This is a genomic window from Rossellomorea aquimaris (assembly GCF_000935355.1).
GTDB classification, from domain to species: Bacteria; Bacillota; Bacilli; order Bacillales; family Bacillaceae_B; genus Rossellomorea; species Rossellomorea aquimaris_B.
This window is the reverse complement of sequence record NZ_JXZC01000001.1, coordinates 569,253-593,084: the sequence shown is the minus strand read 5'-3', so window position 1 is coordinate 593,084 and position 23,832 is coordinate 569,253. Positions and strand designations below refer to the sequence as shown.

19 protein-coding genes are annotated in these 23,832 nt (G+C 39.9%); 15 read left to right on the top strand and 4 right to left on the bottom strand.

The features are described 5' to 3' along the window. Positions 1–87: 87 nt before the first annotated feature. Entirely contained in the window at positions 88–705 is a 618-nt protein-coding gene (locus TV75_RS03085) for an acetate uptake transporter (RefSeq protein ID WP_374056813.1), read from the bottom strand. A 797-nt stretch (positions 706–1,502) separates the two neighbouring features. Here TV75_RS03085 and TV75_RS03075 point away from each other — a divergent pair. From TV75_RS03075 to TV75_RS03010, 14 genes are all read left to right on the top strand, one after another. After that, positions 1,503–4,667, top strand: coding sequence for a DEAD/DEAH box helicase (locus tag TV75_RS03075; RefSeq protein WP_044337192.1), 3,165 nt, complete (start codon positions 1,503–1,505; stop codon positions 4,665–4,667). A gap of 231 nt (positions 4,668–4,898) precedes the next feature. Further along, a complete protein-coding gene (locus tag TV75_RS03070) occupies positions 4,899–6,488 on the top strand; it encodes a spore germination protein (RefSeq protein WP_044337191.1) in 1,590 nt (529 codons plus the stop codon). Between the two features lie 16 nt (positions 6,489–6,504). Then, a complete protein-coding gene (locus TV75_RS03065) occupies positions 6,505–7,608 on the top strand; it encodes a Ger(x)C family spore germination protein (RefSeq protein WP_367379298.1) in 1,104 nt (367 codons plus the stop codon). A gap of 105 nt (positions 7,609–7,713) precedes the next feature. Next, a complete protein-coding gene (locus tag TV75_RS03060; protein ID WP_044337190.1) occupies positions 7,714–7,950 on the top strand; it encodes a hypothetical protein in 237 nt (78 codons plus the stop codon). Between the two features lie 20 nt (positions 7,951–7,970). Next, positions 7,971–9,071, top strand: coding sequence for a GerAB/ArcD/ProY family transporter (locus TV75_RS03055; RefSeq protein WP_253275462.1), 1,101 nt, complete (start codon positions 7,971–7,973; stop codon positions 9,069–9,071). A gap of 103 nt (positions 9,072–9,174) precedes the next feature. Beyond that, a complete protein-coding gene (locus TV75_RS03050) occupies positions 9,175–10,293 on the top strand; it encodes a GerAB/ArcD/ProY family transporter (protein WP_052504409.1) in 1,119 nt (372 codons plus the stop codon). A gap of 120 nt (positions 10,294–10,413) precedes the next feature. Then, positions 10,414–11,772 carry a magnesium transporter gene (gene mgtE / locus TV75_RS03045; RefSeq protein ID WP_044337188.1) on the top strand — a complete coding sequence of 453 codons (1,359 nt, stop codon included), beginning with the start codon at positions 10,414–10,416 and terminating at the stop codon, positions 11,770–11,772. Positions 11,773–12,007: 235 nt separating this feature from the next. Continuing rightward, complete coding sequence (locus TV75_RS03040) at positions 12,008–12,628, top strand: TetR/AcrR family transcriptional regulator (RefSeq protein WP_253275461.1); 621 nt, start codon at positions 12,008–12,010, stop codon at positions 12,626–12,628. 20 nt (positions 12,629–12,648) lie between these two features. Continuing rightward, a complete protein-coding gene (locus TV75_RS03035; protein ID WP_044337187.1) occupies positions 12,649–13,533 on the top strand; it encodes an ABC transporter ATP-binding protein in 885 nt (294 codons plus the stop codon). Between the two features lie 6 nt (positions 13,534–13,539). Next, a complete protein-coding gene (locus TV75_RS03030; RefSeq protein ID WP_044337186.1) occupies positions 13,540–14,331 on the top strand; it encodes an ABC transporter permease subunit in 792 nt (263 codons plus the stop codon). Between the two features lie 15 nt (positions 14,332–14,346). Beyond that, the gene (locus tag TV75_RS03025; protein WP_044337185.1) at positions 14,347–15,141 is read left to right on the top strand and encodes an ABC transporter permease subunit; all 795 of its coding nucleotides are present in this window, start codon (positions 14,347–14,349) and stop codon (positions 15,139–15,141) included. A gap of 219 nt (positions 15,142–15,360) precedes the next feature. Continuing rightward, a complete protein-coding gene (locus TV75_RS03020) occupies positions 15,361–16,023 on the top strand; it encodes a type 1 glutamine amidotransferase domain-containing protein (protein WP_044337184.1) in 663 nt (220 codons plus the stop codon). 65 nt (positions 16,024–16,088) lie between these two features. Further along, on the top strand, positions 16,089–16,382 hold the full coding sequence (locus tag TV75_RS03015) for a putative quinol monooxygenase (RefSeq protein WP_044337183.1): 294 nt from the start codon (positions 16,089–16,091) through the stop codon (positions 16,380–16,382). 111 nt (positions 16,383–16,493) lie between these two features. Continuing rightward, a complete protein-coding gene (locus TV75_RS03010; RefSeq protein ID WP_044337182.1) occupies positions 16,494–17,369 on the top strand; it encodes a LysR family transcriptional regulator in 876 nt (291 codons plus the stop codon). A 48-nt stretch (positions 17,370–17,417) separates the two neighbouring features. Here TV75_RS03010 and TV75_RS03005 read toward each other — a convergent pair whose 3' ends face one another. From TV75_RS03005 to TV75_RS02995, 3 genes are all read right to left on the bottom strand, one after another. Continuing rightward, positions 17,418–17,912 (bottom strand): DinB family protein, encoded by a 495-nt coding sequence (locus TV75_RS03005; RefSeq protein WP_044337181.1) that lies wholly within the window; start codon positions 17,910–17,912, stop codon positions 17,418–17,420. A gap of 134 nt (positions 17,913–18,046) precedes the next feature. After that, positions 18,047–19,498 carry an MDR family MFS transporter gene (locus tag TV75_RS03000; RefSeq protein ID WP_044337180.1) on the bottom strand — a complete coding sequence of 484 codons (1,452 nt, stop codon included), beginning with the start codon at positions 19,496–19,498 and terminating at the stop codon, positions 18,047–18,049. 130 nt (positions 19,499–19,628) lie between these two features. Continuing rightward, complete coding sequence (locus tag TV75_RS02995) at positions 19,629–22,688, bottom strand: efflux RND transporter permease subunit (protein WP_044337179.1); 3,060 nt, start codon at positions 22,686–22,688, stop codon at positions 19,629–19,631. A gap of 214 nt (positions 22,689–22,902) precedes the next feature. Between TV75_RS02995 and TV75_RS02990 the strand changes: the two genes are divergently transcribed. Then, positions 22,903–23,787: a TetR/AcrR family transcriptional regulator gene (locus TV75_RS02990; RefSeq protein ID WP_044337178.1), complete on the top strand. Its 885-nt coding sequence runs from the start codon at positions 22,903–22,905 to the stop codon at positions 23,785–23,787. Positions 23,788–23,832 lie beyond the last annotated feature (45 nt).

The window sequence follows — 23,832 nt, the reverse complement described above, 5'->3', positions numbered from 1 at the left end:
GGACCCTCATTTTGATATCTTGATTCCCGTGTTGAAAAAATAATGAAAAAAGAGATAGATGAGCATTTCATCTATCTCTTTCTTCATTTACTTGAATATCCCGAATGGCTTTCCTACTGGAAGAGTTTCTTTCCCAAAGTGGGTGTTCAACACACTCGCAGCAGAGCCGTAGAAGCTGAATAATGCAATGAACAATTCAGAAATGGCCGCTAATTTATGCATGGATTCAGGTGCAATCCCAAGCGTAGACAGTGAAAGCCCTATAAATAAGAAATCAATAAGGACAAAAATAATGAATAAGACCTTATGCGTTTCCATGGCGCCGACGGTCATGAAAATACTGAAAATCAGGTATCCGATATACGCAATACCCAATTGGTGTGGATCAACTGCAGCAGCCGCTGCTTCTCCAAACACACCGAATGAAATTAACCAGGATGTTCCAACTCCGAGCCAAAATAAACCGAATGCTCCAAATGCAGTGGATCCGAAAGTATTATTATGTTTTGCATCTCCAAAGCTTGCGATCAACTGTGCAATTCCACCAAGGAAAATCGCCCAGGGTAATACAAATGAAACTCCATCTGTCCATCCAAGTTTCGCTGAAGAAGCGACAAGGGTAACCATAGCTAATCCAAAAAGTCCAAGAGCAGATGGATCGGCAGTTACTAATTGAACTCGTTGAGTGTTTTGTGTTTGATTCATGATGATACCTCCTATTAAACATACTTGACTAATTTACATAAAAAAGTCCCCGTATGCAATAGAAAATATTATGTAAGCATAACTTTCATAAAAAAAGGTGGTTTTTTTGTTCTGAAAATGGGTTTCGCTGAAAAAATCAGGATTTCGCTGATATATTTTGGATTTCGCCGATAAAATCAAGAATTCGCCGATATATTTAAAATTTCGCTGATAAAATTTTTCTCATCCGCTAATCCAGCCCTTAAAGCCTCCAAAGGGTCGGTTTCACCAAGAGTTACGACTCAACCAATGAAAATTCATCAAAAACCTTCTCAAAAGTTAAGAAACTCCCGGATTATCAAGAAAAAGATAATCCGGGAGTTCTGCCTTCCTATCGTACATTCAATTCACAACAAAAAAACGCATGAATTGAGTCTATCCTACATACATATCAAAAGGGGACAAATATTTTACACAGCGATCCTCAAAAAAGGGGGTGAGGGTGGTGGAGAACTACTTTATTTTCATGCTGATATTTCAAGCAGGAAGTTTCATCATTTCGTTGTTGAATCATATTGAAAAGTAGGTGGCTCCGAAAAGATTATTCCGGACTATGACTGACCTCATAGTTCGGTTTTTTTTCATTTGGGATCGCTTCCCTTATAGTCTATGTAGATCACCTCGTGAATATACGTTTCTAGTAATATAGTAATCGGTGTCGTACGGTTTCTAAATTTGCCTAATGTTGTTATCATAAGATTATTGAAGAAGTCCAATCAGGGAACATATATAAACATTTCCAGGAAGGAACCAGACACTTGAAGGCAATTCATCAAAAACTTATAAAAGATCGATGCGGTACCGTTTCTTTCAAAAGAGGAGAGGGATATTACCGTTCCAATAAAGTGAAGATCCTCGAATTCTTTTCGAATTATTGTGAAGCGACCGTTAAGGGAGAGGAAGATTTCCACGTAACCGTATCAGGGAGAAGGAATGGAGAAATCCACGCAACGTGCAGCTGCCCCAAACTGGCATCGTTTGATAAAGATTGTCAACATATTGCAGCCGTCCTGCTCGCGATTCATAATGACCAGCGTCGGGGAGATGCACAAGTAAGGGAAGTTACAGAAGAATTTTTCACCCTGTTTCAGGATGAACCCATACGATCCACCGGTCAGCAGAGGCATTTTGAAAACAGATCAGTCCTCCAATGTGAAATATTGATTAAGCCTGTAACCCTAAAAACAGGTGAAGCTATTATAGGGATTGAATTAACGATACACTCTATCAAGGTTCAACAGGTTAGAGAGTTTCTGCAAACCATCAAAGAAGGAGTTCCCTTCCATCTTTCAGACTCATTCCTTTTCAATCAACAAGTTCATTGCTTTGAAATCGGAACCGATGCTGTGATTCAACAGCTTATTAAAGAGGTCCAGGGAGAGGCAATATACTCATTAACAGATGTGAACAAAGGTGAACAATTACTCATACCACCCTCATCATGGGAGATGCTCTTACCATTACTTATAAAGGCGTCAGGCGTTAAAGTAGAGCAAGGCCACCACACAGTAGAGGGGATCAAGTTAATGAGTGTCCCTCTTCCCTTGAACTTTCAATTTGAGCAAAGTGAGAACGGCAGTTACCGATTACACATTACCGGGTTAAAAGACATCATTGTCCTGGATGAATATCATGCCGCGTTTCATGAAGGAGCCCTGACCCAACTGGACATCAGGGACTGCAGGCGCCTTTCTGAATTAAAGCGCCTCCTCACTAATTCCGGTACAGACTGGATACCCATCCCTCAGCCCCAGATTGGTGTCTTTTTAGAGAAAGTAGCGATAGGTTTAAAGAAATTGGGTAAAGTCACAATCCCGGACGGAATTTCCAGAAGGTTGGAGAGGGCGCCGCTTGTTGCAAAGCTGTATCTGGACAGGGTAAAGAATCGCTTGCTGGCGGGTCTTGAGTTTCATTACGAACATGTCGTCATTCACCCACTGGAAAATCGCGAACCACCCTCGGGCTCCTTATTAATTAGAGAGGTGGATAAAGAAGATACCATCCTTGAATTAATGGAAGAGTTCTCTTTTGGAAAAACAGAAGGGGGTTACTTTTTACAAAATGAAGATTTAGAATATGAGTTTTTAACCTACGGTGTGGAGAAGATTAAGGGGCTTGTCCAAATCTATGCGACTACGGCAGTGAGAAGCCGTGTCTTTAAAGGGTATAATGGACCAAAAATCCGGGTCAAGGTGATGAAAGAACGAATGAACTGGCTGGAATTCAAGTTTGAGATGGATGGGATTCCTGACCGGCAGATCATGGAAATCCTTGAGGCATTAGAAGAAAAACGGAAATATTACCGGATGCGAAACGGGTCTCTTCTGTCGTTGGAATCCAATGAGTTTCAGGATATCCAGCGCTTTCTCCATACGTCACAAGCGGAAAAAAATGACTTAATCAAGGGGCTTGAGCTGCCATTGCATCAAAGTATTCAATTACTGGATTCAGTTGAGGTGACCCACACGTTCAAATTAGGTGAATCATATAAAGAGTTCCTACAACATATCATGAACCCCGGCAGTATGGAGTTTTCCGTTCCACCAAGCTTGCACACACTGTTGAGGGATTATCAAATAAACGGTTATCAATGGATGAAAACCCTGGCCTTTTATGGTTTGGGGGGGATTTTAGCCGACGATATGGGGTTAGGGAAAACTGTCCAAAGCATTACTTTTATCGTTTCGGAGTTAGAAGAAATTAGGACCCAGAAGCTTCCGGCTCTGATTGTTTGTCCTTCGTCCCTTATGTATAACTGGCAAAGTGAAATTACAAAGTTTGCTCCTGAATTAGAGGCAGTAATAATGGATGGAAATAAAACAGAACGAATGAAGAAGCAGAACGCATTAAAAGATGTAGATGTGATCATCATTTCCTATCCGTTACTTCGAAGTGACATCAAGTGGTACGAGCATCAGAAATTTCACACAGTATTTTATGATGAGGCTCAGGCGTTCAAAAATCCAATAACGCAAACAGCAAGAAGTGTAAAGAAGATTGAAGCCAATCACCGTTTCGCGTTAACCGGCACCCCTGTTGAGAACTCACTCGAAGAGCTGTGGTCAATTTTTCACGTAGTATTTCCGGGATTATTTCGAGGGCTTAAGGATTACAGTCGTCTTACAAAAAAAGACATTGCCAAAAGAATTCGGCCGTTTGTCCTGCGCAGGATGAAGGAAAATGTGTTATCAGAACTTCCGGTAAAACAGGAGATCATGGAATCAGCGGAACTGTTGCCATCTCAAAAGGAATTGTACGCTGCTTATTTAGCCAAGCTTCGTCACGATACGCTTAAGCATCTGGATAAAAACACGTTGAGGAAAAACAGAATCAAAATTCTGGCTGGTATCACCAGGCTTAGACAAATATGCTGTCATCCAGGTTTATTTGTAGAGGGCTACCAGGGAACATCGGCTAAATTTATTCAGCTCATGGAGATTTTGGAAGAATCAAGGTTATCAGGCAGAAGGGTGTTGATTTTTTCACAGTTTACTAAAATGCTTGAGTTCATCGGTAGAGAGCTTTCAGCGAAAGGACAGACCTTCTTTTACCTTAATGGGGCAACTCCTTCTGAAGAACGGGTTGGCATGTGCAACAGATTCAACGAAGGCGAGAGCGACCTGTTTCTTATTTCATTGAAAGCTGGAGGTACGGGACTTAACTTAACAAGTGCTGACACCGTCATCCTCTATGATACATGGTGGAATCCTGCTGTTGAAGAGCAGGCAGCGGACCGAGCCCATCGCATGGGTCAAAAAAATGAAGTGCAGGTCATCAAGCTCATCGCACGCGGAACCATTGAAGAAAAAATGAATGAACTGCAAGAAAAGAAGAGACACCTCATTCAAGAGGTGATTGACCCTGAAGATAAAATCGTTTCTTCCATGACGGAAGATGAGCTTAGAGAAATATTATCGTTTTAGTCAATATAAAGGTGAAGCTTCTATATAAATGAAGCTTCACCTTTTATTTATACCTCATGGATTTCACAAAGAAGGCTCACATTGAACGAATAAATATTTAATAAATAAGCATGATAAATGGGAAAGAATAGAAAGTTTTATCTCATAAAGTTTTTCAAGGTGCTTGTGATCAATTAGTTGGAATGAATGTGACAAATAATAAAAATTTGTACATAAAGTCAGGTGTAATTCATGCAAAGCCGTTTTAAAAAAAATAAAAAAGATAAGACAGATTCGACCTCCACAACTCATGATGAAAACAAGGATTCCTCAAAAGTGGACCAATTACATCCAAACTTAGAAGAAAATCTAAAGTCCATCTCAAAAGCAATTGGTAATAGTGATGATGTAGTCATAAGGAAAATTAAAATAGGAAAAGAAAGAAGTATTGATGCAGGAATCATTTATACGGATGGAATTGTTGATACAAGATCAATCAATGATTTTATCTTAGAATCTCTCATGATCGATTTTAATTATGAAAAAAATGGTCATTCGGATATGGATTTATTGGATTGTTTGAGAGACTCTGTTGTTGCTGTTGGAAATATTCAAGATTTAAATGACTTTGACTCATTATATTCCGCTCTCTTTTCTGGGCACGTCATCGTATTAATGAATGGATTTACGAGTGGACTCACTATTGATTTAAGCGGAGGAAAAGACAGGGAGATATCAGAAGCTACTCAGGAAACGGTCGTTAGAGGTCCAAGGGAAGCGTTTACCGAGTCGTTACGGACGAATACAGCTTTGATAAGACGAAAAATCAATGATCCAAATCTTTGGATAGAGTCGAAGAAGATCGGGAAAGTCACTAAAACGCAGGTATCTGTTATGTATATTAAAGGGATCGTCAATGACAAAGTACTGGAAGAGGTAAGGGAGCGTCTTGATCGAATCGAGATTGATGGGATTTTAGAAAGTGGTTATATTGAGGAGCTCATTGAAGATAAGACATTTTCTCCATTCCCTACAATATATAACACAGAACGCCCCGACGTAGTTGCTGCTTGCCTATTGGAAGGTCGTGTAGCCATCCTGGTAAATGGTACTCCCTTTGTTTTAGTGGTCCCTTCATTATTCACCCAGTTTTTCCAGGCTGCTGAAGACTATTATCAAAGGTGGGATTTTAGTACCCTTATACGATTTCTTCGCGTAATTTGTTTTTTTATCGCTTTATTAGCTCCGTCAATTTTTATTGCCGTCACTACCTATCATCATGAAATGATACCGACCCCACTCCTTATCAGTCTGTCGTCTCAACGCGAAGGGGTTCCGTTTCCAGCTTTTGTCGAAGCATTAATGATGGAAGTGACGTTTGAAATATTGCGTGAAGGCGGAATAAGGATGCCAAGAGCAATCGGGCAAGCCGTCTCCATTGTCGGCACATTAGTCATTGGAACAGCAGCCGTAGAAGCGGGTATTGTGTCTGCTGCTATGGTCATAGTAGTTTCTATTACAGCGATCGCGAGTTTCGTTGTACCATCCAATAATATGGGTATTTCTATTAGGATGATTCGTTTTATCTTTATGGGGCTGGCTGCATCATTTGGTATTTTCGGGATTACCGCTGCATTTATTGCAATGATACTCCATCTATGCAGTTTACGTTCGTTCGGCATTCCTTATATGAGTCCTTTCGGTCCGTTCAATGTGGAAGATCAGAAGGATTCCCTATTTAGATTCCCTCACTGGGGATTGGTTTCACGACCGCATTTAATGAATGGGCAAAATGTGAATCGCGAAGACAGTCCGGCTCCAACCCCAAGTGATAATCAATAATAACGGAGATGGTTAGATGATTAGGAAAACAATAACTCTCCTTCACGTTTGTCTTTTGATCATCTTTGCTACCGGTTGTTGGAACAGGGTTGAGTTAAATGAACTCGCCATAAGTGTTGGCCAAGGCATCGATAAAGAGGATGATCAATACAAAGTATCTACACAAATCGTCATTCCCAGTGAGGTAGCTTTAAAAGCAGGTGGTAGTACTGGTATACCCGTCACCCTTTTTACAGGCACTGAAGAAACCGTATTTGAAGCAATGAGGGAAATAACGACCGTCAGTCCGAGGAAAATTTATCAATCACATCTTCGAATTCTTGTCATCGGGGAAGAGTTGGCCAAAGAAGGAATAGGAAAAGTGCTGGATTTTTATGCAAGGGATCATGAGTATCGGACAGATTTCTATATTGTCATTGCCAAGGAAACCACAGCTGAGAATATATTATCTATGTTGACTACTATAGAGAAAATACCTGCAAACAATATGCTGGCTTCCCTGGAAACCTCAGAGAGGACTTGGGCACCCACAACCTCCGTTACCTTACATGAACTTATCCGGAGTTTGGTGACAGAAGGGAAGAGTCCTGTACTGACTGGTATTGAAATTAAAGGTGATCCTTCTATTGGAAATACCGTTCAGAACATTGAACAGATTGACCCTGCAGCCTATTTAAAATATTCCGGAATAGCGGTATTCAAGAGAGATCGAATGGTGGGATGGTTAGACCAGGAGCAGAGCAGAGGGTATAACGTCTTAGTGGATAACGTGAAAAACACGGTCTCAAATGTTCAGTGTCCAAGTGAAGGTGAATTAAATTTAGAAGTTATACAGTCAAAAACGAAAGTGAAAGGAAAGGTAGAAAACGGAACACCGAAAATTGACGTTTCTATCGAGGCAGAAGGAAATATAGGGGAAGTGAAATGTGACATTGACTTAACGAAACCAAAAACCATCTATGAGTTAGAGAAGCAAGCAGAAGAAAGTTTTGTCCAACTTACTCAAGAAACAATCAAAACCGTTCAGGAGGATTACGGAGTCGATATTTTCGGATTCGGGGATGTCATCCACCGGGAAGACCCTGAATCATGGAAGAAGTTAAAAAAAGAATTGGAATGAAAAACACTTCTCTGATCTAAAAGTGAATGTAAAGGCGAATATAAAAATTCGCCGTTTAGGTAAGATAGGAAATTCATTTTTACCTGAAATGAAGGAGTGACCATAATGTGGGTAACCCTTGGACTTATTATTATAGCTATCCTCATATTCGTGGCTGAAGTACCTTCCCTATTAAGAAATAAAGATAAAAGAGAGCTATGGGTATTCTCCATTCTATTCGTTATAGGAGTAGGATTAAGCATAGCGAGAGGCTTGAAAGCCAGTATACCAAATCCAATGGATGTACTGATCATTGTATATAAACCTCTCAGTGATTTGCTCATGTCGTTGTTAAAATCATAGTAGACGAGGTGTGAATCGTTTTGAATAACATAAGAATAGATCTTCCTCAATTTACTATACTTGTTACCCTCATTACCATTGGGGATTCTATTCTGGTATTGCCGGCCATACCAGCCTCTTTAGCCAAACAGGATGCCTGGTTATCCGGTATTCTCGGGTTATTGATTGGTTTATTTGTCGTCTATTTACTTGGAACGGTCGGGAAATTATATCCTCATCTAACATTAGTGGAATACAACGAAAAAATCCTTGGGAAGTGGCCTGGAATTGTTATTTCAATTCTCTTTCTATTTTACCCCCTGTTATCTATTGCTGCACATATAAGGGAGATCGGGGATTTTACCACAACACATATCATGACTAATACACCTGTAGTAATGGTTCACTTGTTATTTGTAGTCATTATCATCATGGGGGCACGGCTGGGTATCGAAGTGATTGCGAGATCAGGAGAAATTTTTTTCTTTATTTTTACCATTCTTTTTTTTGTATTTGTAATAGCCCTTATTCCCTTAATCGAATGGAAGAATGTTGAGCCCATACTAGAGGGGGGGATAAAACCTGTCATCAACGGAGCCATTACAGTGGTGGCCTTTCCTTATATGGAATTGGTTGTATTTTTAATGATACTCCCTTATGTAAAGCACCAACAAAAAATCAGAAAAAGCTTTCTTATAGGCTCTTTATGCGGTGGGCTTGTACTGGTCATAATCATTGCTTTGACGATTCTAGTATTAGGCTACGACTTAACACAAAGATCATTTTATCCTACATTTGCCTTAGCTAAGTCAATCAGGATCGGTGACTTTTTGGAAAGGATAGAAGTGATATTAGCTGTGATGTGGATTTTAACCACTTATTATAAAATAACCTTCTATTTTTATATTTTGAACTTAGCATTGGCCCAAATCGTCAGAATAAAGGAACCCAGGATACTCATTTATCCCATGGGTCTGATAGTCACAGTACTCTCTCTCGTCATCTCTCCAAATGCAGCCTATTTTAATGATGCGATTTCAAAATACTGGCCGTTTTATGACAGCACATTTGGTTTATTGCTTCCTTTGTTTCTCCTGATTGTTGCATTCCTGCGAAAAAAAACTGTAAAGGAAGGCTATTAATAAGAATTCCAGCATTAATGATAAGGCTGCTGATCAAACCATCCGCACGAATATTTATCAATAAGTTTTTTTGGTTCTGATTTTTCACAGAGTTGGAAGGGAGGTGCGTCGTATCACAACATACAAAATAAATTCAATCCAGTTGTTCGTATTGATTTTCTTGTTTGAATTAGGGAGTTCAATCATCGTCGGACTAGGATTTGATGCAAATCAGGATGCATGGTTGGTGATTCTATTGGCCATGGTAGGTGGAATCGTTCTTTTCCTTTTGTATGGGTACCTTTTTAAACAGTATCCCAATCTTCCATTAACCGAATATGTGGAAAAGGTGGCAGGGAAATCCCTTGGAAAAGTCATTGCTTTTATGTATATTCTTTATTTTTTCTATATTGCAGGAAGGGTATTGCGGGATTTTGGCGACCTTCTCATCACAACCACGCTTAGCCAAACACCATTAGTGGTTGTCAATTTACTAATGGTGCTTTTGGTGGTTTACGCTTACTACTTAGGGATCGAAGTCATTGCGAGATCAGGCAATATATTTTTTATTATTTTAACGATCCTTGCTTCATTGTTCTTTATCTTTGTATTTATCGACCGCCTCCCGCAAATTGAACACCTTCAGCCTGTACTCGAAAAGGGATGGAAACCTGTTCTGAAAACAGCCTTTCCCTTAACCTTAACTTTTCCTTTTGGAGAACTTATTGTGTTTACGATGATCTTCCCATTCATGAATAGACAGGAAAAGGTATTGAAGACAGGGCTTTTTGCGGTAATATTCAGTGGTATCGTACTAATCGTAACCATGAGCGTTATCTTAAGTATACTTGGACCCTCTATAGGGAAAAGCACAGAATTTCCACTCATGGAAGCGATAGAGAAAGTCAATATTGCCGAAATCATTCAACGCTTAGATCCCATCGCACTGGGGATTTTCATAATAGGTGTCTACTTTAAAATCACCCTTTTCTTTTTTGCAGGTATGTACGGGTTTGAGAGATTGTTTCGAATCAAGAAGAAAAAGTTCTATCTATTGCTAACTGGTACAGCTCTTCTTTCAAGCTCGGTTTTTATGGCTGAAGGGTTTACACAGCATTTACAAATAGGTCTCAAAATTGTTCCGTTATACGTACATATGCCATTTCAAGTGTACATTCCCCTATTGCTATTTCTTATAATCGTAGTGAAAAAATTATTCAAACAAAGGAATCATTCCTTGTAATGCTACTAATAGCAATATAGAAAAATACTATAGACAGTGCAAATATAAGTTTTTTCATGTACACAAACATTAAGGAGAAAATGTGAAATAAGAATGGACACTATAGCAAGGAGTGAGCATATGACGTTGGCTATGACTGAAAACGAAATAACACTGGCCATTATTCAAAGTCTTAAAGAAGGTAAAAAAACTGCGTTTCTTGAAATAATTGAAGAATTGCAGCCTTATGACATAGGTCAGCAATATATAAATGTGCCATCCAAACACCAAAACAAATTCCTATTATTCTTACCGTTGGAGCAATTAACTGAATTCATTCAGGAAATTGATAAAGAGAATCAGTTAGTGGTGTTGCAAAAGCTGGGGATTGAAAAGTCAACCAAAGTCCTGGACTTGATGGAAAACGATAATCTGGCCACATTATTAACAGATTTAAAACCTGAGAAGATTGAAGAACTCTTGTCAGAAATGAATCAAGAAGAATCTCAAGTCGTTATGAATTTAATGAATTACCCGCCAGAAACGGCCGGTAGAATGATGAACAACCGCTATGTATGGATACCGAAGAATTATACAGTCCGTGAGGCGGTTGATAAACTGAAGGATTTTGCCGAGTTGGCTGAATATCTAAACTACCTTTATGTGATCGATGAGGAAAAGAAACTAATTGGCGTTATTTCCTACAAGGATTTGTTACTGGGGGAACTGCAGGATAAAATTGAAACGATTATGTACAGCAGAGTGGTAAAAGTAGATGTGTATACTGATCAGGAAGAAGTAGCTAAATTGATTAGTAGGTATGATTTCATTACAATTCCGGTTGTTGAGGAAAATGGGGAATTGGCTGGTGTCATTACCGTTGACGACATTATCGATGTCGTCATTAGAGAAGCAAATGAAGACATTGAAAAGTTGTCAGCTTCAGGAAAAGCGATTGACTTCAATACAAAACCATTTATAGCCGCCTATCGTCGATTGCCGTGGTTGATTTTGTTGTTATTTATTGGACTGGTATCAGGAAGTATCATTAATATGTTTTCAGCAACACTAGAGCAAGTCGTGGCACTCGCTTTCTTTATGCCCATGATTGCCGGTATGACGGGTAACACCGGAACTCAATCACTTGCTGTAGTCGTAAGGGGTCTGGTTTCAAACGACTTGGACTTTCCACAAGTAATGAAACTGATTTTTCGTGAGTTGTCGGTTGGCATCATCATTGGAGTGACATGTGCAGTGATGATTGCCATCATTGCATTTGTATGGCAAGGAAATTTTATATTAGGGCTTGTAGTAGGGAGCTCATTACTCATCACTCTGATTATTGGCACATTGGCAGGGACAATTATTCCACTCATCCTTTACAAGCTTAATGTTGACCCTGCCGTTGCTTCTGGTCCTTTAATCACTACCATCAATGATATCTTGTCTCTTATGATCTATTTCGGGATTGCTACCATGTTTATTACGAGGTTAATGTGATCCTCCAATTAGTTTTAGAACCATCAAGAATTAGCTCGAAACGATTACAAAATGCTCAGACATCATGAGCTTTTTTCTATTTGAGGAGATTCATTACCCAAATTCTTCAAAATATCCGTTTTGGGTTGTGCTACTATTATACAAAAATAACATTGACCACACTGGTCAAAGAAGCTATAATGAAATTGACCGGGGTGGTCAAATGCCTGTCCCCTTAAAGGAGGTTGAGAAAATATTGTTTAAAACATTGAACATAGATCCTGAGAAAGAAGAAAGGATCATTAATGCAGCAACTCAAGTTTTTGCAAAGAATGGTTACCAAAATGCCTCAACGAACGCAATAGTGAAGGAAGCAAAGATTTCAAAGGGAATCTTATTTCATTATTTTAATAGCAAAAAGGATTTGTATGTTTCACTGTATGAACATCTATCCGACTTATTCACTGAGAAGATTTACGAACGTATTGACTGGAACGAGCGCGATATTTTCGTTACGATTCGTGCAGTAACGTTGATAAAGTTCGAGCTTTTTACCGTTTATCCCCATCTTATAAATTTTCTTACTAGTGCATTTCTCGAAGAAGCACCTGAAGTGAAAGATGATATCGAGCAGATTAAAGCCAAGATGGTGGAGAACAGCTTTGCAAAATTATTTTCCAATTTGGATACATCGAAATTCAAGGAAGGGGTCAATGTAAAAAAAGCGATTCAAATCATCTATTGGACCTTTGAAGGGATTGCCAATCAACAACAGCAAAAAGCAAAGACACTTTCCGTAGAAGACATCAATCAAGAAGACGTGCTGGCTGAAATTGATTCCTATATTGAATTATTAAAGGCATCATTCTATAAATAGGAAAAGGGAGGATGAGATCCATGAATGTGATTGAAATCAAAGAATTAACGAAAACGTATGGAAAGTCGAGGGGGATTACGGACGTCAGTTTCCAAGTGAAAGAAGGGGAAATCTTCGGCTTTATCGGGCCTAACGGGGCAGGGAAATCAACTACGATCCGAACCCTCCTTTCGCTGATCCATCCGACGAGCGGCAGTGCGGAGATATTCGGAAAGGATTGTATTGAGTTCGCTCCAGAAATTGCGAAAGAAGTAGGATACCTACCATCTGAAGTGTTCTATTACGACAATATGAAGGTGATGGATCTTCTTAAGTATTCTGCCAGCTTCTATAAGAAAGACTGTACGAAAAGGATTAAAGAATTAGCCGAAGTGCTGAACTTGGATTTAACGAAGAAGATTGACGACCTCTCTCTTGGAAACAAAAAGAAAGTGGGAATCATTCAAGGGTTGCTGCATGAACCGAAGCTCATTATCCTGGATGAACCAACATCGGGACTTGATCCGTTAATGCAGCAAAAATTCTTCGAACTGCTTCAAGCTGAAAATAAGAAGGGAGCGACCATTCTATTTTCTTCTCATATATTGAGTGAAGTTCAGCGATTATGCGATCGAGTAGCGATCATTAAAGAAGGGAAAATCGTTCAAGTCGAAAAAATCAGTACGTTAAAAGAAAACAATCATAAAAAATTCAAACTCGAAATGAAAAGAGATATAGATCAATCCTACTTCGAGATGGATGGAGTGAGCAATCTCGAAGTGAATCAAAATCATGTCAGCTTCCTGTTTAGAGGGGATATCAACTCGGTGATGAGGAAGATTGCCGATATCCAAATTGCGAATCTTTGGATTGAGGAGCCGGATTTAGAGGAAATCTTCATGCACTATTATGAAAAGGAGGCTTGATCCTCTATGAATATCTTTTTATATGAAATGAAGGCATATCGTAAATCAACGCTAATTTGGACAGCTGCACTGGTTGTAATAATTATATTATTTATGTCGATGTTTCCTTCTATATCGAAAGAAATTGATGAATTCAAGAAGCTCATGGAAGGATTCCCAGAGGGAGTGAGAAAAGCTCTAGGTATTCAGGTGGACAGTATCGGCTCTCTAAATGGTTATTATTCGTATGTATTTTTGTACATCACTCTATGCGGTGCGATTCAAGCCATGAATCTTGGGATCTCAATCAGCTCGAAGGAAATACGTGAAAAGACAGCTGATTTTTTATTGACCAAACCGGTTACCCGTACGAAGATTTTATCTTCTAAAATTCTCGCAGCTTTAACATCTCTGCTTTTTACAAATATCGTGTATGTGATTGCAGCAATCATTGTGGCGAACGTGGTAAAAGTGGAGAATTTTAGTCTGCATGTTTTCTTGCTGATTTCTCTAACACTATTATTCACCCAATTGATTATGTTTTCCATTGGAATCATCATTAGCGTTGTATTTCCGAAGGTGAAATCGGTAATCACCATATCACTCGGTGTCGTATTTGCCTTTTTTCTAATTGGTATGGTTGCAACTGCTGATGAGACTACTCGTTATTTGTCTCCATTTAAGTACTTTGACTATAGCTACATTATGATCCATGAGGGATATGAATGGTCATTCCTGATCTTGGGGATGTTCTTGATTGTACTCTCACTTATCGGAAGCTTTGTTATTTACAACAAACAAGATATCCATACGGTATAAGAGGAGGGGAACAAGATGAACGTATATATAAGAGAAATGAAGGCTCACCGTAAATCCCTCATCATCTGGTGTATAGGGATGGTAGCCTTGATCGGTTCGGGGATGGGGAAGTTTGCAGGATTCTCTTCTTCAGGTCAATCAATGAATGAGCTAATGGCTGAAATGCCTAAATCACTTCAAGCATTTCTAGGCGTAGGCAGTCTGGATATGTCTACGGCCAGTGGGTTTTATGGAGTGCTCTTCCTGTATGTGTTGTTGCTATCAACTATCCATGCAGCAATGATTGGTGCAACAATCATTTCAAAGGAAGAAAGGGATAAAACAGTAGAGTTTCTATTCGTAAAACCCATGCCCAGGAAGAAAATAATAGGGATTAAATTGTTGGCTGCTCTCACGCAAGTTGGAATTCTTTCGATCATCACTTGGTCTGCCTCTTTACTAATAGTAGGAAACTACAGCCGAGGAGAGTCCATCATCAGGGATATCGGAATCACCATGATTGGAATGTTTATTTTACAGATACTATTTCTAGTAATTGGAACAGCGATTGCCGCTTTGACTAAAAGGCCTGGAAAAGCCGCTACAATAGCGACAGGTGTTTTATTAGCCACCTTTATTCTTTCTTTTGCCATCGACCTGAGTGAAAAAATAGAAGTCTTGAAATACCTCACACCATTCAAATACTTTGAAGCGAAGACTGTGATGGATGGTGGTTTGGAAATGATATTTGTTTGGATTTCAGTTGTTTTGATAGGTGTTCTGGCTGTTTCTACTTTTGTATTTTATAATAAACGGGATTTGAATGTGTAGAAAAAGGCTCATCCTTATTTAAAAGGATGGGCTTTTCTATTTAGTCTGAAAAGGACGTAGGGGCAACGTTACAGGAAAGCCTCCAAGTATAAATGTTCTTCGAATACAACTATAAATATATTTATACTAATAAAGAAAATAACTAATTTGTATTATACCTAAGACCCCATTACAATTAAATTCGTAAGGTGAACAAATTCAAATTTGGAGGAATGAATAATGAGTAAAAATATATTAATGGTCGTTACAACGGCTGACAAGATGAATGAGGATCACAAAACGGGACTTTGGTTATCTGAATTTGGTGAAGCATATGTAGAATTTGCTCGTTTAGGTTATTCCATTACAGTCGCAAGTCCACTGGGTGGACAAGCACCGGTTGATTCCCGCAGCTTAGAGGGTGAAACCCCACAAGACATTTTAGACACAGCGAAGCATCTGGAAAACACTGTGAAGCTTGATGATATCAAAGATCATTCTCAATTCGATGCGATTTTCTTACCAGGTGGACATGGAACAATGTTTGATCTGCCGGATAATTCAAAACTTCAAGAAATTATTCGGGAATTATATGAAGTTGATAAAGTGGTAGCGGCTGTGTGTCATGGACCGGCTGGACTTGTGGGAGTGAGATTATCAGATGGAACGCCATTAATAGCAGGAAAAGCAGTTACAGCTTTTACAGATGAAGAGGAAAGAGAGACGACATTAGATCGCTTTATGCCTTTCCTATTGGAAACACGCATGCGCGAGCTTGGAGCAGACTTTGTTGCTGCTGCAAATTGGACGGATCATCTGCAAGTGGACGGAAACTTAATCACTGGTCAAAACCCACAATCGACAGTGAGTGTAGCGAAAGAAGTTGTAAAGAAATTAAGCTAATAGGTTTGGGTTCATTCATTTCACAATCATTCGTAAGCAGAATAATGATTGGCAGGAGGGCTGATATGTCACCAATTACGATTACCGCGATCCTGACGGCAAAGCCTGGTAGGGAAGAGCAACTTTATCAAGAATTAATCCAAGTGATAACACCTTCTCGCCGGGAAAAGGGATGCATCGAATATTCGCTGCATCAATCATTAGGAAATAAAGGGACCTTTGTTTTTTATGAAACATGGGGGAGTGAAGAAGCACTCGCATCTCATACTGATTCTGAGCATTACAATCGTTATCGAAAAAACACAGAAACGCTGGTTGAGAAACGAGAAGTGTATCGGCTGCAGAAAGTAGATTTATAAAATGAGCACCGTCCTTTCTTGGGCGGTGCTTTGAAATATTTTCTGGTACAGATATACTGAAAAAAGAATTAGGGTGAGGATAAATAAATTCTATTGAAGGGAAAGGTCCATATGATCGATTTTGAATGGTATCGCAGTTTTATTAGTATTTATAAGCATCGATCCGTATCTGCTGCAGCGAAAGCACGTATTTTGACTCAGCCAGCGATGAGCCAGCATCTATCGGCATTGGAGTCTGAAGTGGGTGAACCACTATTTATCCGTGCACCTCGTAAAATGATTCCCACACATAAAGGGAAAGAATTATATACGAAAATTGTGCCTCTCATTGAGAGCCTAGAAAGTGCGACCCTTGAGATCAGACAAGCTTCTTCTAAAACGTCCCTTGCACCCATCGTTCGGTTTGGTTCCCCTGCTGAATACTTCACGAAAGCAGCCATCCCTCAGCTGAAGGAAGCGGACATTCGCTTTGTCGTTCAATTTGGTACCAGCGGATTATTATTGGAGAAGCTCGAGAAAGATGAACTCGACCTTATCATTACAACTCAAAAGCTGAATACATCTTCGATTGAGTATATCAAGTTAGTAGAAGAGGAATTTGTTGTTGTCACACCGCCCGCGTATACTTCAAGTGCATTAGAAATTTCAGATATTGAAGGGTGGCTAGTGGAACAAAAGTGGTTAAGCTATGGAGTCGAGCTGCCGATTGTCAGAAGATATTGGAGAGAACATTTCGGTAAGAGACCTGAAGTGCCACCGATTCACATTGTACCGGATCTTCGAACGATTCTAGAAGCGATCGAAAACGGTATGGGAGTGAGCATTCTTCCAACATATTTAATAGAAGATAGCCTGGAGGCAAAGAGGTCAAAGGTAATGTTCCCTCATCTTTCAGTTAATAATACGATTTATGCTGCATATAAGATCGAGCATCGGAGTAATCCGGTAATAGAAGGTATAGTCAAGAGATTAAAAAGAGGAGGGTAATGAAAAAGGATCTTTTTCACTATGGAAAAGATCCTTTTTCGAATAGAATTATAATTTTGCCTTTATTTCTTCAATCTGCTCCAAATGCCTTTTCTCGTGATACCCAATAAATGGTACCCATTCATCTAAACGGATAAGTCCGAAAATAGGATGAGGATATGCTTTTTTTTGTAGAGCTTCTTTATTTGTTGTTTCCAGAAATGTTAGAAGATCTTTTCGTGACGCTTCAAGCTTCTCCTTCATTTCTTGAAGTGTAAGGCTTTCATCAGTAGGAACCACAAACGGAGGAGCATCTACTTTCGTTGATCGGTCTACGGTATAGTGGATCGGCTTTGAAGATACTTCCTGATCTTCACCTTTAGCTAACGTTGATTGAATCGCTTTCGTCAACGATCTTTCCATCAGGTACAGGTGATCGAGCACTTGCATGATTGTCCATCGATCTTCTATAATTCTTTTGTTTAAATCATCATTGGTTAAATCGCTGACCTTATTCATTAGGTCAGAACGGATTTCCTCAATTAGTTTGATCTCTTTATCCATATAAGTTCCTCCTCATGGGTGGTTTCAAGATCCATTTTACTCTTGAGGAAGATGGACGTACAGTAATAGCACTTTTGAATAAAAGCTAAGGAATCTGGGCTTTTCAGGTAACAACGTGATTGGTATACGTAATATTAACTATCTATTCCAGGCTTTTCCCCTTCTTCATCAAAATCAGGAGCAACAGCTTTCCGTATGAATAACGAAATAAGGAAAGCGACAGAAGCCAAGGCAAGAGCAAACCAATAAGCGTGGTGTACACCATAGGTCATGGCATTGTTTAAAAGTCCTTCTGTTAACTCACCCGAGCGCTCTTCAATATACCCGGCCTGACTTTGAGTCATGATACTGACAAAGATAGAAACACCAAGAGCTCCCGCGACTGGCTGCAGTGTGTTTGCAATGGCGGTTCCATGAGGATATAGATGCTTTGGTAGTTCATTTAAACCATTCGTTTGTGCAGGCATCATGATGGCTGAAATGGATAGCATCAGAACCATATAGAAAAGAACGAATAACCAGATCGGTGTAGAAGGATTAATTGTGCTAAAGAAAATCATTACCCCTACTAAGGTTAAGGTTCCTGGAATGATCAGTTTTCTAGGGCCGTATTTATCAAATAACGATCCCATTGTTGGAGACATCAGACCATTTAAGAGGGCTCCGGGAAGTAATAATAATCCGGCTGCTTTTGCAGAGTATCCGAGTGGACCTTGTAAGTACATGGGCATGACGATTTCAGATGCAAACATAGCCATGATGACAATGACAAAGATCGATACTCCTCTCGTATAGCTTTTATATCGGAAAACACGAACATCGAGAAGAGGTTCATCAAGCTTTAACTGACGTAAGACGAATAATATCAAACTTATAACCGCAATTGAAATAATCACGATAATTTTCAGGGACGTAAAGCCGGCAGATTCTTCCCCCGCCGAACTAAACCCGTAAACAATTCCTCCAATACCAATTGAAGAAAGGATTATGGACAAGATATCCACACTGGGACGAGTGATCTCGCCGACATTTTGTAGATATTTAAGAGCGAATAAAATAGAGAACACGGCGAAGGGAATGACCGTAATGAATAACCATCTCCACCCCAACAAGTCGACGATCACACCAGAAAGAGTCGGTCCGATCGCTGGTGCAAACATAATGACCAGTCCGAACGTACCCATGATTTTACCACGGACTTCCGGCCGGTAAATTAACAACAAGGCATTCATGATGACCGGAATGAGTAAACCGGTCCCAACCGCCTGAATCATCCGCCCGGCCAGTAACATAGGGAAATTCATGGCACATGCGGCAATCACCGTGCCGAGAAGAAACACACTCATCACACCGATAAACATTTGACGAGTCGTGAACCATTGAATAAGCAGGGCGGAGATAGGCATCAGCACACCCATGACGAGCATGAAACCTGTTGCTAACCATTGAACCGTGGGAGCATCAACGTTAAATACGGCCATTAATTCAGTTAGGGCGATATTTAACAACGTTTCATTTAATATGGCGAAAAAAGCACCAATCATAAAAGTTATGAGGATCGCTTTTGTATTGATTTTTGATGACATGTTGTTCCTCCATTAAAGGTTAAAATAAAATACTTTTCTATAATGCTTGATTTTGAATGATTTCTCAAGAGAATTGTTCCGTTTACCAAGGAAAAGAGGGGTGTCACATGGACACCCCTCTAAATCATTCTTATGCTTCGCGCTTTCTTCTTCTAAAACGGTGGAAGACAAGATACATCATCGGAACTATGACCAGAGTTAATACAGCCGAGAACAGGATACCTGAAATAATGGTAACCGCAAGTGGTGTGAAAAGGGCATCTCCGCTGACTGCAACAGGAATAAGTGCCACAATCGACGTTAGTGCTGTCAGTAGAATTGGACGAATTCGGGTCCGTCCTGATTCCACGACAGCTTCTTTCACGCCCATACCATTTTTCAATCCTTGTTCAATAAACTCAATTAACACGACAGAATTCCTCACAACAATCCCGGTCAATGACACCATACCCATGACACCCAGGAAGCTGATCGGGGTTTGAGTAACGAATAACCCGAGAATCGCACCTGCAATGGCAAGATAAACCGCGACAAGAACTAAGAATGGAAGTGATAATGAATTAAATTGAAGTGCAATCACTAGATACACAAGGAAAATGACGATTGTAAATAGGACTGTAATTTCCGCAAAGAAGTCATTCTGAGCTTCATTCTCTCCACCTAGTGTAATGGAATAATTGTTGTCGTCAAGGTTTTCTCGTATATCTTTCACAATATCCTGGACATTTTCTTTATAGTTCTCTTCATTCTCAGGGAAAGCACGAATTGTAATTGCACGCTCTCCGTCTTTATGAGGAATGAGTTGAAGTTCTTCTTTTTTCTCAGGAGTCACCAGCTCATCAAGTGAGATCAGTTTCGGTGGTCCAGCGGGATTGGCTGTTTCAGCGGGAACCTCTAGTGAAGACAGGTCGACTTCTTCAGCATTTCCTTCCAAAACCAGTGTCATATCACGTTTCGTGACACCATTATCAAAGGCTTTCATAGGAATGCCTTCTGTAGACAGTCTCAGTTGTTGGCTGATCTGATTGATTGTAATACCATTTTCCTCAAGAAGCTGACGGTTTGGAACATATTCAAGCGTTGGCTCCATTTCTCCAACATTATCAACGACTAGATCCGTTTCCAGTTTTTCAATTTCAGATGAAATGGTATCACGAAGTTGAATTAATTGATCCATCTCAGGACCAGATACTGTCACTGTAACAGGGGCCCCTGCCGGAGGTCCTTGCTGAATGGTTTCCATGAAAATCTTGGCATCAGGATATTCTTCCCTCAGTTTATCGGTCCACTCGTCAATCAGACCTTGGGCCGTTTGGTTTTCACGATCGACTCTAGCGACCAATTGACCTGTGTTTTGTCCGGAATTCGAAAGAGAACTGTTAAATAAGTTAGGTAATCCTGTACCTGCAAACGCTGATGTTTCATATACACCTTCGTCTGTTTTTAACAGTTGTTCCATGTCTTCTAACGTGCTCGCTGTTTCTTCAATCGTTGTACCGATTGGTAACGTTACATCAATCGGTACTTCTTCACGGTCAGCTGACGGGAAGAATTCAAATGGTGTAAGGGCAATCAGGCCGAATATGGCGGTTGTGAAGACCAGGCCGATGGCAGATACCACGAAAGGTCTTCTTGAAAACTTTTTCAATACATTGTCAGCATAAAAATCAGCGAGCTTATTCAATGGCTTTCCTAGTAAACCAGGAGCATCAGATACTTTTTTCTTTGTTTTACTGTATAGCAGGTATCTCATGATCGGAACAAAGATCAATGCAACAAGTGTTGATGCGATGATGGTCGTAATCAGAACAGTTGGCAATGCTCTAATGAACGCTCCGTTTCCACCTGATAAGAAAATAAGCGGCAGGAAGGTGAATACAATGGCGAGAGAAGAGGTCACGATTGATACCCATATCTCTTTTACACCGTTAACCGCACCCATCATGGCCCCGTCACCGAGCTTATATCTCCGTTGAATATTGTCATTCACAACAATCGAGTCATCCACTAGGATACCGAGTGCTATAATGGCCCCGATGACGGAGATCTGGTTAAGGTCCACACCGGAAAATGGCAGTGGAATCAACCCGATCAACACGGAAATCGGAACCGCTAACGCTACTACGAATGCTCCAGAAACGGTAAGTCCCAATGCCGTTGTCAAAATAACCGCTACAACGGAAATCGCAAGGGACATGAATAATCCATCAAAAATGTCTGTTACAATTGATGCTTGAGAGTAATACGGTTCAAGATTCACTTCAGAAGGGAGAGACTTTGCCAGTTCATCCACTTTGTCGCTTACTTTCTCATCTACTGAAGGGATATCTTCCCCTGCCTGAACAAATGCTGTAAAGGAGAGGGAAGGCTTTCCTTCAAACGTGACGATATCTTTTACTTCTTTAGGCGCAACTTTAATATTGGCGATATCTTGTAGATAGACCGATTCTCCTTGAGGGTTCTTGCCAACAAAAAGTTCGTTCATTTCGTCAAGAGTCGAGTAATGATCAACCGTTAATTGAACGACTTCGTCATCCACTTCTTGCTTTCCAAGTGGAGTAGGATAGTATTCATCATTGATCGCACTCATAACACTGGAAGGATTGAGTCCGGACGCTTTTAGTTCATCCTGTTTTAATTCGATCACAATTTCTTCTTCGGGTAATCCTTTTACTGTTACACTGGAGACACCAGTGATTTCCTTTACTTCTTCCTGCCAACGGTTCAATTCTTCACGGAGAGCGAGAAGCGATTCTTCATTATCACTTGTAAGGTGATACGAAACAATCGGCATTTTTACCGTGGATTCGTTAATTTCAGGGTCGAATACCTCGTCAGGAAAAGAGGTGGAAGCATCTGAAACCGCTTGACGTACATCTCCAAACACTTCTTTTTTGTTTTCTCCATCTTCAACCTCTACAATAATAGTAGAGAAACCTGCTGAAGAGGAGGAACTGATTTCTTTAATTCCATCAATGGACTGCAGAGAAGATTCGATGGGATTGGTTACCGTCCTCTCAACAGAGTCTACGGTTGCACCAGGATAAACGGTGCTGACCGTTCCAATGTTCACGCTTGTTTCAGGTATTTCTCGCTGTGGTAATTGTAAAAAAGTAAAAATACCGATAATCACAAATAACAAGACAAATATCAGTGTGATTTTGGAACGGTTTAATATAGCCTTCAACATGGATGTAATCCTCCTTTTGTATTTGTTTGACTCATGGGTCAAACGTGTTTTATTGATTTGAATAATTATTGATATAACAGTCATTCAATTGATTGACTCACTAGTCATTTTACCTATATTTTTTCTGTAGTCAAGAAATAATGCTCTTCTATTTTTTGGGGAGTATGGTTAAAATGATAGAATGAATTTTTCTTTGGATATAGAGGTGTGAAAAATGGATAAACGTAAATCAATACTTGAATCAGCTGTAGAGCTTTTTGCAGAACACGGATACAATCAAACGTCCATGCAGCAAATCGCTGATAGTGTCGGTATTTCAAAGGGCTCCCTATACTCATTTTTTCAATCAAAAGAAGATTTAATCATATCGATTTATGAACATTATCAACAACTTGTCTTCGAACGTGCTTTCGTCGTCGGACTGGATGGGAATTTACCACCCTTTGAGCGATTCGCAAAACAATTTCAAGTGCAATTTGAAGGGATACTTGAATATAAGTCATATATGAAAATGCACATGCGGGGAGAGTCCGCGAAGAACAGTGAGAAATTGGCAGCGATGGAACACCGTATGAGGGGACGGTTGTTTAGCTGGCTCGAGCATAATCTATTAGAAGTATTTGGTGAAAAGATCAGGCCGTACAAATGGGACCTCATGTGGATGACACAATCCATCTATTCATCATATATGATGCTTTTGATTTCTACTGATGATGCCTTGGACCCTTCTATTCTCGGGAAACATTTAGTGAGACAGATTTCTCTCCTTGCTGGAGACTTTCTTGAAGGAAAGAGCAAGCCATTGTTGGATGATGAGATGATGAAATCATTTTCCGTTAGCATGGACCGGGAAGGAGCCTTCATTTCATTTGAAGAGAGGGAGAACGCTTGGAAGAGTTTGTATGAAAAGATAAATGGGTTGAGTGAAAACCGTGTAACGTATTACATGAACATTGCCAATCGGATCTCAGAAGAATGCCGCCAATCAAATCAAGATGAGTTGATTATAAGAGGATTATTCAGATTGATGACCGATGAAGAGGATTTAAAAAAAGAAGCTTTAGAGTTAGAGATGCAACTCCTTCCCCAAAGTGAATAGGGAAGGAGTCTTTTTGTTTGACATTGTCTTTGAAAGTAGTGTGTC